Annotated in this window: 17 protein-coding genes; 9 read left to right on the top strand and 8 right to left on the bottom strand. The window is 72.0% G+C overall.

Going from position 1 to position 13,248, the window contains the following annotated elements:
- Positions 1 to 108: 108 nt before the first annotated feature.
- Positions 109 to 759 carry a response regulator gene (locus ABD987_RS05230; protein WP_345387493.1) on the bottom strand — a complete coding sequence of 217 codons (651 nt, stop codon included), beginning with the start codon at positions 757 to 759 and terminating at the stop codon, positions 109 to 111.
- On the bottom strand, positions 760 to 1,947 hold the full coding sequence (locus ABD987_RS05225) for a sensor histidine kinase (protein WP_345387491.1): 1,188 nt from the start codon (positions 1,945 to 1,947) through the stop codon (positions 760 to 762). It lies immediately after the preceding gene.
- Positions 1,948 to 2,056: 109 nt separating this feature from the next.
- Here ABD987_RS05225 and ABD987_RS05220 point away from each other — a divergent pair, with 109 nt between their 5' ends.
- From ABD987_RS05220 to ABD987_RS05210, 3 genes are read left to right on the top strand one after another with little or no spacing between them, the layout of a single operon-like run.
- Entirely contained in the window at positions 2,057 to 2,653 is a 597-nt protein-coding gene (locus tag ABD987_RS05220; RefSeq protein WP_345387489.1) for a hypothetical protein, read from the top strand.
- Positions 2,650 to 2,859, top strand: a complete 210-nt coding sequence (locus ABD987_RS05215) for a hypothetical protein (protein ID WP_345387487.1) — start codon at positions 2,650 to 2,652, stop codon at positions 2,857 to 2,859. Before ABD987_RS05220 ends, ABD987_RS05215 begins: the two co-directional genes overlap by 4 nt.
- A gap of 34 nt (positions 2,860 to 2,893) precedes the next feature.
- Entirely contained in the window at positions 2,894 to 3,289 is a 396-nt protein-coding gene (locus tag ABD987_RS05210; RefSeq protein ID WP_345387485.1) for a hypothetical protein, read from the top strand.
- A 193-nt stretch (positions 3,290 to 3,482) separates the two neighbouring features.
- Here ABD987_RS05210 and ABD987_RS05205 read toward each other — a convergent pair whose 3' ends face one another.
- From ABD987_RS05205 to ppgK, 3 genes are all read right to left on the bottom strand, one after another.
- Positions 3,483 to 4,334, bottom strand: a complete 852-nt coding sequence (locus ABD987_RS05205) for an LLM class flavin-dependent oxidoreductase (protein ID WP_345387483.1) — start codon at positions 4,332 to 4,334, stop codon at positions 3,483 to 3,485.
- A gap of 110 nt (positions 4,335 to 4,444) precedes the next feature.
- On the bottom strand, positions 4,445 to 5,839 hold the full coding sequence (locus tag ABD987_RS05200) for an RNA polymerase sigma factor (protein WP_345387481.1): 1,395 nt from the start codon (positions 5,837 to 5,839) through the stop codon (positions 4,445 to 4,447).
- Positions 5,840 to 6,047: 208 nt separating this feature from the next.
- Positions 6,048 to 6,809: a polyphosphate--glucose phosphotransferase gene (gene ppgK, locus ABD987_RS05195; protein WP_345387479.1), complete on the bottom strand. Its 762-nt coding sequence runs from the start codon at positions 6,807 to 6,809 to the stop codon at positions 6,048 to 6,050.
- Positions 6,810 to 6,873: 64 nt separating this feature from the next.
- Here ppgK and ABD987_RS05190 point away from each other — a divergent pair, with 64 nt between their 5' ends.
- Positions 6,874 to 7,707, top strand: a complete 834-nt coding sequence (locus ABD987_RS05190; protein ID WP_345387477.1) for an inositol monophosphatase family protein — start codon at positions 6,874 to 6,876, stop codon at positions 7,705 to 7,707.
- A 115-nt stretch (positions 7,708 to 7,822) separates the two neighbouring features.
- On the opposite strand, the gene cei is transcribed toward ABD987_RS05190, so the two are convergent.
- Entirely contained in the window at positions 7,823 to 8,515 is a 693-nt protein-coding gene (gene cei, locus ABD987_RS05185) for an envelope integrity protein Cei (protein ID WP_345387475.1), read from the bottom strand.
- A 568-nt stretch (positions 8,516 to 9,083) separates the two neighbouring features.
- Here cei and ABD987_RS05180 point away from each other — a divergent pair.
- A complete protein-coding gene (locus ABD987_RS05180) occupies positions 9,084 to 9,392 on the top strand; it encodes a DUF4193 domain-containing protein (protein WP_345387473.1) in 309 nt (102 codons plus the stop codon).
- A 151-nt stretch (positions 9,393 to 9,543) separates the two neighbouring features.
- Here the strand turns inward: ABD987_RS05180 and ABD987_RS05175 are convergent, their stop codons facing one another.
- A complete protein-coding gene (locus ABD987_RS05175; protein WP_345387471.1) occupies positions 9,544 to 10,035 on the bottom strand; it encodes a DUF3093 domain-containing protein in 492 nt (163 codons plus the stop codon).
- Between the two features lie 24 nt (positions 10,036 to 10,059).
- Here ABD987_RS05175 and dut point away from each other — a divergent pair, with 24 nt between their 5' ends.
- The 3 genes from dut (at position 10,060) to ABD987_RS05160 (ending at position 12,033) form a co-directional block, all read left to right on the top strand.
- The gene (dut, locus tag ABD987_RS05170; RefSeq protein ID WP_345387469.1) at positions 10,060 to 10,551 is read left to right on the top strand and encodes a dUTP diphosphatase; all 492 of its coding nucleotides are present in this window, start codon (positions 10,060 to 10,062) and stop codon (positions 10,549 to 10,551) included.
- Entirely contained in the window at positions 10,551 to 11,219 is a 669-nt protein-coding gene (locus ABD987_RS05165; protein WP_345387467.1) for a DUF3710 domain-containing protein, read from the top strand. The genes dut and ABD987_RS05165 overlap by 1 nt, the downstream gene beginning before the upstream one ends.
- 181 nt (positions 11,220 to 11,400) lie before the next feature.
- Positions 11,401 to 12,033, top strand: a complete 633-nt coding sequence (locus ABD987_RS05160) for a LysE family translocator (protein WP_345387465.1) — start codon at positions 11,401 to 11,403, stop codon at positions 12,031 to 12,033.
- Between the two features lie 7 nt (positions 12,034 to 12,040).
- On the opposite strand, the gene ABD987_RS05155 is transcribed toward ABD987_RS05160, so the two are convergent.
- Positions 12,041 to 12,751 (bottom strand): alpha/beta hydrolase, encoded by a 711-nt coding sequence (locus ABD987_RS05155; protein WP_345387463.1) that lies wholly within the window; start codon positions 12,749 to 12,751, stop codon positions 12,041 to 12,043.
- Between the two features lie 108 nt (positions 12,752 to 12,859).
- Between ABD987_RS05155 and ABD987_RS05150 the strand changes: the two genes are divergently transcribed.
- Positions 12,860 to 13,240 (top strand): OB-fold nucleic acid binding domain-containing protein, encoded by a 381-nt coding sequence (locus ABD987_RS05150; RefSeq protein WP_345387461.1) that lies wholly within the window; start codon positions 12,860 to 12,862, stop codon positions 13,238 to 13,240.
- Positions 13,241 to 13,248: the final 8 nt, after the last annotated feature.

The raw sequence follows: 13,248 nt of genomic DNA, 5'->3' as shown, positions 1-13,248 counted from the left end.
GTTAGAAGATCGCACCCGGCCGCGCAGATCGGCCATTCGGGGTGATCCGGCGCGGAACTCGCGTGATCGGACGCGGAACTCGCGTGATTGAACGGCGATCTCGCGTGATCAGGGGGCGGTGATGTCGTTTTCCTGGGCGAGGATGGCGGCCTGGACGCGTGAGCGGAGGCCGAGCTTGGTCAGCACGCGGGAGACGTGGGTCTTCACCGTGGTCTCGCCGATGTGCAACCGGGCCCCGATCTGGGCGTTCGAGAGCCCGGCGCCCAGGCAGCCCAGCACCTCGCGCTCGCGTTCGGTCAGCTCGGCCAGCCCGTCCGGCGCGGGCGCGGGTTCGCGGCTGCTCTCGGCGAACGCGGTGATCAGCCGCCGGGTCACCTGCGGGGCCAGCACGCCCTCCCCGGCGGCGACGAGCTTGACGGCCTCGACCAGCCGGGCCGCCTCGACCGACTTGAGCAGGAACCCCGCCGCCCCGGCGCGGAGCGCGGCGTGCACGTACTCGTCGAGGTCGAACGTGGTGAGCACGAGGACCTCGCCCAGGTTCTCCGCGATCACCTGCCGGGTCGCGGCGATGCCGTCGGTGCCCGGCATCCGCACGTCCATCAGCACGACGTCCGGGCGCAGCGCCCTGGCCTGCCGGACCGCGGCCGCGCCGTCGGCCGCCTCGCCGACGACCTCGATCTCCGGGTCGTTGCCGAGCATGAGCATCAGCCCCGCCCGGATCGCGCCGTGGTCGTCGGCCACCAGAACCCGGACCGTCACTCATCCCTCCACAGGTAACTCGGCGCGGACGAGCCAGTCCGCCCCGGACGGCCCCGCGCTCAGCGTGCCACCGACCGCCGTGGCGCGCTCGCGCATGTTCAGCAGGCCGGTGCCGGTCCCGTCGGCGGCGGCCGGGTCCCGGCGCAGCTCGCTGCTCACCTCGATGGTCAGCACGGCGCCCTCGCGCCGGATGTCGAGCACGACCCGGCCGCCCGGCGCGTGCTTGACCGCGTTGGTCAGCGCCTCCTGCGCGATACGGTACGCGGTGAGGTCGACCGCGGCGGGCAGGCCCTGACCATCCATTGTGGACTTCACCTCGACCCGCAGCCCGCTCGCCCGCGCCGATTCGACCAGTTTGGACAGTTCGGCCAGCCGCGCGGGCGCGGTGGTCTCCATCTCCCCGTCGCCCCGCGCCGAACGCAGCAGGCCGATCATCGCCCGCATCTCCTCCAGCGCGCTGACACTGTTCTCCCGCACCGATTCCAGCACGCTGCGGGCCAGCGCCGGGTTGTCGCCCGAACCGGCCAGCACCGCCTCGGACTGGATCGCGATGGCCGAGAGGTGCCCGGCGATCACGTCGTGCAGGTCCCGCGCCATCCGCGCGCGCTCGGCCCCGACCGCGGCCTGGCGGTCCAGCTCGGCGAGTTTCGCCAGCTGCTCGCCGTTCGCCCGCTCCGAGTCGGCGATGTCGCGCTGCTGCCGGACGTTGGCGGCCCACCACACCGGGGTGATGAGGAACGGCAGGCAGCCCAGCGCCGCGAGCACCGCCTGCCGCCACTGCTCCGAGAACAGGGCCACCGCCAGGACCACCGCGACCGTGGCCGCGAAGGCGACGCCGATCATCGCCCGGCTCGTCCGCCGCGAGCCGTACAGCGTGGCGGCGTAGAGGAAGTCGGTGAAGACGATGAGCACCGGCAGCGACGGCCCGATCGCGATGTCCACCGCGAGCACGCCGCAGGCGAGCAGCAGCCCGCCGGGCACCCAGCGGCGCAGCATCTCCAGGCCACAGAGGACGGCCAGCTCGGTCAGCCGTACCCACAGCGGGAACGGATCGTCCCGGTTGCTCAGCAGCTGATGGAGCCCGGCGACGTAGACCAGCGAACCGATCAGCCAGGTACCCAGCGCGATGACCGCGTCCTGCTGCCACACCGGCCGGGTCCGCAACCGGGGGAGAACTCGCGGGGGCACGTCATCATCCCAGCACATCCACGCGGCGCCCGCGTCCTACGAACTGATGACGGCGTTCTCCTGCGCTCCGCCGACGCGCGGACGGGCCCGCCCGCGCGAGCCTGGAGCGGTGAACGACATCGGGAAATTCTTCGCGGACAACCCCATGGCCGCGGTGATCGCGGCGGGCGAGATCGCCTTCTGGGTGTTCATCGCGGCCGGGCTCGTCGCCCGCTACCCGCTGCGGCTGAAGCGGACCGGCGGGGTGCTGCTGGCGATGACACCGGTCATCGACGTCGTCGTGCTCGCGCTGACCGTCGTCGACCTGGCCGGTGGGGCGAAGGCGAACTTCGTGCACGGCCTCGCCGCGGTGTACCTCGGGTTCAGCGTCGTGTTCGGGCCGGGCATGATCCGCTGGGCCGACGTCCGCTTCGCGCACCGGTTCGCGGGCGGCCCGCCGCCCCCGCCCAAGCCGGCGGGCCGGGAGAAGGCCCGCCGGGAATGGCGTGAATGGGGCAAGTGCGTGCTGGCCTGCGCGATCGCCGCGGCGCTGCTGCTCGCCGCGATCCTGGTGATCGGCACGCCGGAACAGGTCGCGCCGCTGTGGGGCTGGCTGCCCCGGCTGGGAATCCTCACCGTGATCTGGTTCGCCACCGGCCCGCTCTGGCAGGAGATCTTCGGCGACACGAAACACACCGACCGCACCCCGGAAAGGGCGAACCGATGATCGAACTGCTGGGGATCCTGCTCGTCGTCCAGGGCGTGGGCGGGCTCATCAACCGGCTCGCCGACGCGTCCTCGCCGAGCTGGTTCGTGCAGCTGCACCTGCTGCCGCCGAGCCTGCACGTCGCGGCGAGCGTCGTGATGGCGCTGGCCGGCGCGGCGCTGCTGTTCGCCGACCGGGGACGCAAGCGGCGGCGCAAGCCGGAATGAGCCGGGGCCGCGCGCACGGCGTTACCCTGGTGACATGCCCGCCGCGACCGGCAGCGTTGCCGGGCCCCTGGTGCTCTACGCCGTGGTCACCGTCGCCCCCACGGTGCTGTTCTGGTGCGCCCTGCGTGTCCCCGCGCTGCTGCGGTGGTGGCGGGCCCGGCGCCGCCCGCCCGTCCCGGCCGGGCCGCCGATCGAACGGCTCGCGGCGGACCTGCGCCGGGTCCACCGCGAGCTGGTGCGGTGCCCGCCGGGTACCTCCGCCGCCCGGCGGATCGGCACGCGGCGGGCGTACGACGCGCTGCTCGGCCAGGCGTGCCGCCAGGTCGAGGTCCCGCACCGGCTCGACGGGCTGCCCGAGGGGATCGACCGCGACCTGGAACGGCTGCGGATCGAGGAGTCACTGCGCTCCTGCGGCCTCGCAGTGCCCTGATTCCGTTACCCCGGAAGGATTTCCGACCGTCCTTTGCGGACGGTCCGGATCCGGGACGGCGGTGTGGTCACGCGGTGGTCAAGCGCCCCAATGTGGCGTTCGGTGCGTCTGACGCAGCGAATGTGGCGTTCGGTGCGTTGGACGCACCCAATGCCACATTGGGGCGTTCGTCCCCGACACGCGCACGCGGGGTTCACAGCACGATGTCGGCCAGCCTGGTGAGGTCGTCGGGCACGTCGGTGGCCGGGTTGAAGATCAGCTCGTCGGCGCCGAGGTCGCCGAACGCCTTCACCGCGTCCCGCAGCGCTTCCGGCGTCGTCCGCACCCCGGACGCGATGAAATCGGCCTGCTCGCCCATGGTGCCGTAGTAGTCGCGGACCTTCCCGCGTCCCGTGTCCGGCTCGCCCAGCGCGAAGTAGGTGATCGCGACGAGCCTCGGCTCGCCTTCGCGCCCGGCCTCCCGCCACGCCGCGCGGGCCTGCTCGAACGATCCGGCGACCATCTCCGGCGGCATCGAACCGCCGACGTAGCCCTGGCCCCACTTCGCCATCCTGGCGAGCGCCTTCGGCGCGAAGCCGCCGAACAGCAACGGAATCTCGCGGGTGCCCGGCGGCACGGCGGCGTTTTCCCCGCCCCCGACCGGGTTCCCGCGCCACACGTCCCGGTAGACCTCGAGGTCGGCGTCGAGCCGCTTGCCGAGCCCCTTCGGGCCGAGCCCGTCGGTGACGAAGTCGTCCGGGCGCCCGCCGATGCCGACGCCGAGGGTGAGCCGTCCGCCGGAGACGCCGTCGATCCCGGCGAGTTCCTTCGCCAGCAGCACCGGCGGCCACACCGTGCCGAGCAGGACGTTGCTGATCAGGCCGATCCGGCTGGTCGCCCCGGCCGCGGCGGCCAGCGCGACGGTGTCCATCACGCCCGGATAGGCGATCCGGCCGACCGTGCCGAGGGTGGAGAACCCGGCCTCCTCGGCGCGGGAGGCCCATTCGGGGATGACCGTGGGCCGGACGTCGCGGACCTGGTTCGGCAGTCCGATGCCGATCTTCATGCGGGCTCCTCAACGGAATCGGATGATCTCCTCTCCAGACTTCCGCACAACGAAGAACCCCGCCACCACGATATGTGGCGGCGGGGTTCTTCGTTGCTACTAAAGGGAAATCAGTCGAGGTAGTCGCGCAGCACCTGCGACCGCGACGGGTGACGCAGCTTCGACATCGTCTTCGACTCGATCTGCCGGATGCGTTCCCGGGTCACCCCGTACACCTGGCCGATCTCGTCGAGCGTGCGCGGCTGGCCGTCGGTGAGGCCGAACCGCAGCCGGACGACGCCCGCCTCGCGCTCGGACAGCGTCTGCAGCACCGACTGGAGCTGGTCCTGCAGCAGCGTGAACGACACCGCGTCGACCGCGACGACCGCTTCGGAGTCCTCGATGAAGTCACCGAGCTGCGAGTCGCCCTCGTCACCGATGGTCTGGTCCAGTGAGATCGGCTCGCGCGCGTACTGCTGGATCTCCAGGACCTTCTCCGGGGAGATGTCCATCTCCTTCGCGAGCTCCTCGGGAGTGGGCTCGCGGCCGAGGTCCTGCAACAGCTCACGCTGTATACGGCCGAGCTTGTTGATGACCTCGACCATGTGCACCGGGATACGGATGGTGCGGGCCTGGTCGGCCATCGCGCGGGTGATCGCCTGGCGGATCCACCACGTGGCGTACGTCGAGAACTTGTAGCCCTTGGTGTAGTCGAACTTCTCCACCGCGCGGATCAGGCCGAGGTTGCCCTCCTGGATCAGGTCCAGGAACGCCATGCCGCGGCCGGTGTAGCGCTTGGCCAGCGAAACGACCAGGCGGAGGTTCGCCTCCAGCAGGTGGTTCTTGGCGCGCTCGCCGTCACGCACGATCCACTTGAGGTCGCGGCGCATCTGGGTGACGAGCTTCTCGCCCTCCTCCTCGGCGTTGCGCACGCGCTCGGCGGCGTAGAGCCCGGCCTCGATGCGCTTGGCGAGCTCCACCTCCTCCTCGGCGTTGAGCAGCGCGACCTTGCCGATCTGCTTGAGATAGGCACGCACCGAGTCGGCGGAGGCGGTGAGCTCGGCGTCCTTGCGCGCCTGGCGCAGCGCCTCGGACTCCTCCTCGTCCCACACGAAGTCCGGGTTGTCCGAGGACTTCCCGCCCTTGTCGGTGGTCGCGGCGCGGCGGCCCTTCGGGGTCTCCTCCTCGGACTCCTCGTCGTCCTCGGACTCGACCTCGTCGTTGACCGTCTCGTCGACGACGTCGACCTCGACCTCTTCCAGATCCGACAGATCCGGCGACTCGAGGTCGGCCTCGTCGATGTCGCCGGGACCGTCGGGCTCGCCGTCCTCGGTCTTGGCGCCCTTGGTGGTGGCCTTCTTGGCGGCAGGAGCCTTCTTCGCGGGGGCCTTCTTGGCCGGAGCCTTCTTGGCGCCCGTGGTCTTGCGCGCCGCGGTCTCCGCGGTGGTCACCTCGTCGGCCGGCTCGCCGGCTGCTGCGGTCGCTGTCTTCGTCCCGCTTCGGGTTGCGGTTCTTGCGGCTGCCACTTACGCCCTTTCGCAGCGGTCGATCGTGACGAGCCGGACCATGCGGCCACAGCTCGCTCAAATTCGGGGAACACGCCTCGGCCTGCGGTTTTGTGCTCCGCAGCCGTGGGCCGTGTTCCATTGTAACGACGGTACGCGGGTGCGGCGCGCGCCGATCACCCTCCGACGCCGCGTACGTGACATTCGTGGCCGGTCTGTCAGTGCCCGTTCAGTGCTCGATGCCCTCCGCCGCGGCCGCCGCCGCGCCGACGATCCCGGCGTTGTTCTGCAGCGAGGCCACAACGACCGGGGTGCGCACGTCCAGCAGCGGCACCCACTTTTCCGCCTTCTTGCTGACCCCGCCGCCGACGATGAACAGGTCCGGCCAGACGAGGTTCTCGAGCACGGTCAGATAACGATGTACCCGCTTGGCCCACTGGTGGTACGAGAGCCCCTCGTTCTCCTTCGCCGACGCGGCCGCGCGCTTCTCCGCGTCGTGCCCGTCGACCTCCAGATGGCCGAACTCGGTGTTGGGGACCAGTTTCCCGTCGTGGAACACCGCGCTGCCGATCCCGGTGCCGAAGGTCAGCAGCGCGGTCACGCCGGTCCGCGCGGCCGGATCGCCGAAGCGGATCTCGGCGATGCCCGCGGCGTCGGCGTCGTTGAGCATCGCGACGTCCTCGACACTGCGGCCGAGGCGCTTGGCGAACAGGGCGTCGGCGTCGGTGCCGATCCAGCTGCGGTCGATGTTCGCGGCGGTATGCGCGACGCCCTTCTTCACCACGGCGGGCAGCGTGACCCCGATCGGGCCGTCCCAGCCCGCGGTCGTGACGATCTCGGCGACGACGTCCGCGACCGCCTCGGGGGTGGAGGGCTTCGGCGTGTCGATCCGGATGCGGTCGCCGATGAGCTGCCCCTGCTCCAGATCGACGAGGGCGCCCTTGATGCCACTGCCGCCGATGTCGATTCCGAAACCTCGGGTCGCGGTCACAGACGTGGTCCCTTCTCGCACGATTCAGAAGCCTGCTGCGGAGACTTTAACCGGATGTGGTGACATGGCGGACGTGGGAGCTGACGAGTCGTTGCTGAAGAGTGTCGCCGAGCGTATCGCCGTCGAGGCCGCCGAGCTGGTCAAGAACGCGTGGGACGAGATGAACCGGGGTGCCCGCGTGCGCGTGGACACCAAGTCCGCGGACACCGACGTGGTCACCGCGGTCGACCACGAGTCCGAGCGGCTGGTGCGGGCCCGCCTGGCCGAGCTGCGCCCCGGCGAGCCGGTGCTGGGGGAGGAGGGCGGGGGTTCCGTGGCGGCCGCGTCGTCCCCGGACGGGGTGACCTGGGTGGTCGACCCGATCGACGGGACGGTCAACTTCCTCTACGGGCTGCCCTGGTTCGCGGTGTCGGTCGCGGCGCAGATCGGCGGGGTGTCGGTCGCGGGCGCCGTGGTCGAGCCGGTGAGCGGGCGCCGCTGGACCGCCGCGCGTGGCCAGGGCGCCTGGCTCGACGGCCGCCCGCTCGCGGTGTCGGCGCCGGACCGGCTGGAGCTGACGCTGGTCGGCACCGGGTTCGCCTACGTCGCGGAACGCCGGAAGCGGCAGGCGCGGTTCGCCGCGGAGCTGCTGGGGCGGGTGCGCGACATCCGGCGCAACGGGGCCGCGTCGCTGGACCTGTGCGCGGTCGGCGCCGGCTGGCTGGACGCCTACGTCGAGCACGGCCTGCACCGCTGGGACTGGGCCGCGGGCGCGCTGGTGGCCGCGGAGGCGGGCGCCGTCGTCGCGCTGCCCGGCGAGGCGCCCGAGCTGGGGGCCGACGCCACCTACGCGGCGGCTCCGTCGGTCGCCGCGCCGCTGCGCGCGGAACTCGCCTCCTGCGGTGCCGCCGAGGTCTGATCGCCGTGGTCCGTGGGGGCCTCCTTGAGGGACCTGGAGTCCCTCAAGGAGGCCCCCACGGACCTTCGGGGACGGACGGGGGCCGGGCGCGCCGGGGTGTGCCTGGAGGGGCGGGTCAGCAGGTGACGTCGCGGGCGGAGGCCAGCAGGGTCTGGTCGACCACCGGGGCCTGGGCGCCGGTGGCCTGTTCGCCCCCGCCGCCGCCCTGGTGCTGCTGGGACCAGGTGGTGAGCTGCTGGAGGATCTGCCGGGCCTGCGGGGTCGGCCGGAGGTCACCGAAGTTCTTGCCGGTGGCCAGGTCGACGCTGGCGTCCTTGCGGTTGTCCTGGATCAGCTCGGCGCACGGCACCGCGAGGCTGAGGGTGCGGGCCGCGGCGCTCCCGTTCTCGCCGAAGCGGATCTGGCCGCGGCACTTGGCCTCGCGCTTGTCGTAGGCCGGGTCCTCGGCGGGCTCGCCGGCACCGCTGAAGCCGAGGTCCTTGAGCCCCGCGGTGGTGATGGCGGCCAGGCCGCGCACGGAGCTGGCGTTGAGCACGCGCATCGAGATCTTGTCCGGCGGCACCGGGGTGCGGTCGTCCAGCGCGTCGTGCGGGAGCGGGGTGAACGTGGTGCCCGGCGGTGGGCTCGCGGCCGGGTCACAGCGGACCACGGCGTCGATGTCGCCCTTGCCGACCACGGCGTTGACCCACACGATCACCGCGCCGAGCGCCAGCACGCCGATGACGATGAGCGCCGGCAACGGCCGGTGCTTGCGATACGGCTTCGCCTTACGGTCCGCTGAACCGCTCGAGCCGCTCCCCGACGCCACCTGTCCCCGTCCCTTCCCGAACCCGGAACCCGATCGGTGTAGTAGTCACCCGCCGGTGAGCACACACAGCGGTCACAGACACCTTCGCGGCTGATCAGCTTAAGCGTTACAGCCGACGCCTGTGGGTTCGGGTCACTCCCGCGGCACCCGCGCCTTGTTTTGTGTTCCCCGTCGCGTTCCGGGCGGGCCCGGAACCTCGTCCCCTGTCTTCGGATAGCACCACGCGGGTACCCGCCGGGGCAAGCGGACACGGCCGCCCGGTGAGGTTCCCGACGCAGGGGCAACCCGTTCGGAGGATGGGCGTCCCACCTGCAGGTTCCCCCTGTCGGGTGACGATTCTCCGGCATTGCTCGCCTCCGTGTGGAAGCCGCCGGGCGATGGGCTACCCTTCCCGGGCTCCGGCCGCAGGAACAGCCGTGCCCGCCTTCTGAAAAGAAGTTACCTCGGTCACTGCGCGGCCGGGCACAAACAGGGGCGCTGGAACGTTGACCAGCGGCACGACGGACTCACGGGCGCGCCCGTGGAGCCGGGCAAGACAGATACAAGCTGATCGCAGGGGTGAGGACACATGGCGACCGACTACGACGCTCCGCGCCGCAGCGAAGCCGACGAGCTGGCCGAAGACTCGTTGGAGGAGCTGAAGGCACGGCGCAACGAAAACCAGTCCGGCGTCGTCGACGTCGACGAGGACGCGACGGCCGAGAACTTCGAACTTCCGGGTGCGGACCTCTCCGGGCTTTCCGGTGAGGACCTGACCGTCAAGGTGGTGCCCAAGCAGGCGGACGAGTTCACCTGTTCGGTGTGCTTCCTGGTACACCACCGCAGCAGGCTCGCCGAGGACAACGGCGGCCGGCTGATCTGCCGCGACTGCGCCTGAGCACGACGCGCCCGGTACGTCCGGGCGTGGTACGGGGATCTCGTACGGGTTTCAGGGGACGACAGACGCGGCGGCGGGTTCGGGGCGGCTCGCGCGCGAGCTGGGCAAAGGGGGCCGACCTCCGGGTCGGCCCCCTTCCACATGTCCGGGGTCAGCGGGCCCCGGCCGCGCGGAGCAGCTTCGCGACCTTCTCCGGGTGCCGGGTGCTGAACAGCCAGTACGGGGTCGGGTCGTCCGAGTCGGTGAGCCGGACCCGCACGGCGGGGCCGACCCAGCCGCGGTGCAGGACGAACGCCGCCGGGTCGCCGTCGCGGCCCAGCGCGGGCCGCTTGGTGTCCTTGTCGAGGACCTCGACCTCGCCGGCGAACCGCAGGGGGAGATGCGCGTCGCCCACCCACAGCGTGGGCTCGTCGCCGCCGGTGACGCGGACCCGCGACCGGCCCAGCGAGAGCATCAGCGCCGCGACGAGCGGCAGCGTCACCAGGTAGGGCAGCCAGGCGCGGATGCCGGGGTAGCCCATGTGCAGTTCGGCGGCCAGCAGGACCGCGCCCAGTACCGGCAGCGGCCAGCCCCACCACGGGACATAGAGCCGCTCGCGGTGCTCGACGACGTCCGGCACGGCCGGGTTCACGGTGTTGCGCACCCTCACAGGGTAATCTCGCCGCCCGTGTCCAGCGTTCAGGTCCTCCTCACCCGTCTCGACCCCGGCGTCCCCGTGCCCGCCTACGCGCGCCAGGGCGACGCGGGCGCCGATCTCGTCACCACCTCGGATATCGTGCTCGGGCCCGGAGAGCGCGGCGTCGTCGGCACCGGCGTCGCCATCGCGCTCCCGCCCGGGTACGCGGGTTTCGTCCATCCCCGGTCCGGGCTCGCCGCCAGGGCCGGGCTCTCGGTGGTGAACACCCCCGGCACGATCGACGCGGGTTACCGTGGCGAGATCAAGATCTGCCTGATCAACCATGATCCGGTGCACAAGATCGTGCTCGCCCGCGGCGACCGGATCGCGCAGCTGGTCGTGCAGCGGGTCGAACACGCCGAATTCGTCGAGGTGGCCGAGCTCGACCCCACGGAACGGGGCGAAGGAGGCTACGGCTCCACGGGTGGACACGCCACACTGGGAGCCGACGCGCGCAGCGCGGGGGAAGGAACGGAGAACTAGTGGGGATTTTCGGACGCAAGCGGCGGGCCGGGGAACGGTCCGGCGGGCGGCACGCCGCGCCCGAGGTCGAGGACGACTTCGCCGAGGAGCTGGACGACGAACCGGAGCCGGAGCTGTCCGAGGTGTCCGACGGCCCGTTCGACGTCGCGGATTTCGAGGAAGACGAGCTGCCCCGTATCGACCTCGGCTCGGTGAAGGTGCCGGTGCCGGACGGTTCCCAGGTCCAGGTCGAGATGGACCCCGAGGGCGGCGGCGTGCGGGCGGTGCACGTCGTCACCGAGCAGGGGCAGATCACGGTCAGCGCCTACGCGGCGCCGCGTACCGGCGGGCTGTGGCGCGAGGTCAGCGACGAACTGGGTGAGCAGCTGCGTGCCGACGGCGCGAAGGTGACCATCGGCCGCGGCGAATGGGGGATGGAGCTGTCGGCCATCGTCGGCGACGTCGCGCTGCGCTTCGTCGGCGTCGACGGCCCCCGGTGGATGCTGCGCGGGGTGATCGCGGGCCCGCAGTCGCAGGCCGCGCATGCGCCCGAGGTGCTGCGCGAGATCGTCCGGCACACGGTCGTCGACCGGGGCGACTCCCCGATGCCGGTCCGCACGCCGCTCACGATCACGCTGCCCGACGCCGTCGCCGAGCACATCGCCGCCCAGCAGCAGGGCCAGGCCTGAGCCGCACCCCCGGGTGTGGTGCCCGGGGGACGAGCGCCCCAATGTGGCATTGGGTGCGTTGGACGCACCCAATGTGGCGTTCGGTGCGTTGGACGCACCGAACGCCACATTGGGGCGCTTGAGCGGCCGGGGGAACTGAGCGGCGCGGGAAACCGGGGTGCGGATTGGTACGGTCGTACCCATGCCCGACTTCGCCGAGTGGATGGTCTTCCTGGGCACGGCGGCGATCTTCGCGGTGACGCCCGGCCCCGGGATCCTGTACGTGCTGGCCCGCAGCCTCCGGGGCGGGCGGCGCGAGGGCGTGCGTTCCGTGCTCGGCAACGGGATCGGCGCCGCGGCGCACGTCGTCGCGGCGGCGCTGGGTCTCTCGGCGCTCCTGGCGACGTCCGCGGTCGCGTTCACCGTGGTGAAGCTGGCGGGCGCGGCGTACCTGGTCTTCCTCGGCCTGCAGGCGATCCGTCACCGCCACCGTGACGACGAGGCATCCGGCGACGCCGGTCCCGCCGCGCGCTGGGCGCGTTCGCCGCTGGTCCAGGGTGTGCTGACCGAGGTGCTCAACCCGAAGACCGCGCTCTACTTCATGGCGCTGCTGCCGCATTTCGTGCATCCCGAGCGGGCACCGGCGCCGCTGGTGTTCCTCGTGCTCGGGCTGATCGCGCTCGCCATGACGATGCTGGCCGACCTGCTCGTCGCGGTGTTCGCGGGCAGGCTCGGCGCGGTGCTCGACGGCAACGTCCGCCGGCGGGTCCGCCAGCGTGTCGCCTCGGGCGCCACGATGATCGGCCTCGGCGGGTTCGTCGCGCTGGCGGACTGACCCGGACTCAGCCGCGCGCGGCGCGCAGCCAGGCCAGCACGGTCGCCCGGCCGAGCGACTCGCGGTCCGTGCCGAGCGCGGTGAGTGTCGTCTCCACGACCGCCGCGCGCGGCAGCGCCCCGGCCCACTCCTGTGCGACTTTCGTCGGGTGTACCGGATCGTCGACACAGGTGGCGATTCCGGCGGGGAAGGACAAAACACCCAGCGCGGCAAGGGAAGGCGCGGGCCGGGAGGCCGCCGCGCGCAGGCTCGCGGCGAGGTCGTTCCCGTGTCGGCGCCACGCCCGGCCCAGCTCGGCCGCGAGCCAGGGCGGGCTCCCCGTGGCGGCCTGGGCCAGCGCGCCCTCGACGCCGTGCCTGGCCACCAGATCGGCGGAGAGCGTCGCGGCCAGTGCCGCGGGTGCCGGGCCCGGCGCGCCGTGCCAGGCCGGGAGCGCGGCCAGCAGGCCCCGGCAACGGCCCGGTGCGCGCACCGCCCACTCCGCGGCGAGGTGCGCGCCGAACGAGATCCCACCCGCCAGCAGCGGTCCGTGTGCCGCGGCGAGCCGGTCGAGCTCGGCGAAGTAGCCCTCGGCCAGCGCTTTTCCCGGGGGCGGTGCGGGGGCGAGCAGCTCGATGCCCAGCGCGGCCAGCGGGCGCGCGAAGACCGCCCGCACGAAGACCTCGTCGGAGCCGGTGCCGGGCAGCAGCACGGCCGTGCGCGGGATAGTGGACGTCACGTTGCGATCTTGGCCCAAAGCGGCTTCCCTGGCGTGGACGCGGTTACGCTGGACGACGCACGGGCCGCAAGAAACACGTCGGGGGCCCCGGAGCACAGGAGCACCACTATGCCCGCCAAGGACGGCGGCTACTTCAGCCGGTTGGTCAGGAAGCTGACCAGCGACGTCGAGGATCTCGACGCCGACGATCTGTCCGAAAGGTCCGAAGCGCAGGGGGCGCAGCGCGCCTGCGACTGCCGCTCGGGCGACGAGGTCACGGTGCTCGGCAGACTGCGCAGCGTCGAGCTGTGTCCCACCAACGAGGCGGCGACGCTGCAGGCGGAGCTGTTCGACGGGACACAGGGCGTGACGCTAATCTGGCTGGGCCGCCGCCGGATCCCCGGCATCGAGCCGGGGCGGACCATCAAGGTCCGCGGCAGGCTCGCCGAGCGTGCCGGCCAGAAGGTGCTGTACAACCCGTATTACGAACTCCAGAGCCCAGTGAGTTGATCAGCTGC

The organism is Amycolatopsis samaneae, assembly GCF_039541975.1.
GTDB classification, from domain to species: Bacteria; Actinomycetota; Actinomycetes; order Mycobacteriales; family Pseudonocardiaceae; genus Amycolatopsis; species Amycolatopsis samaneae.
The sequence above is the reverse complement of the archived record's forward strand: the minus strand, read 5'-3'. Positions and strand labels throughout refer to the sequence as shown.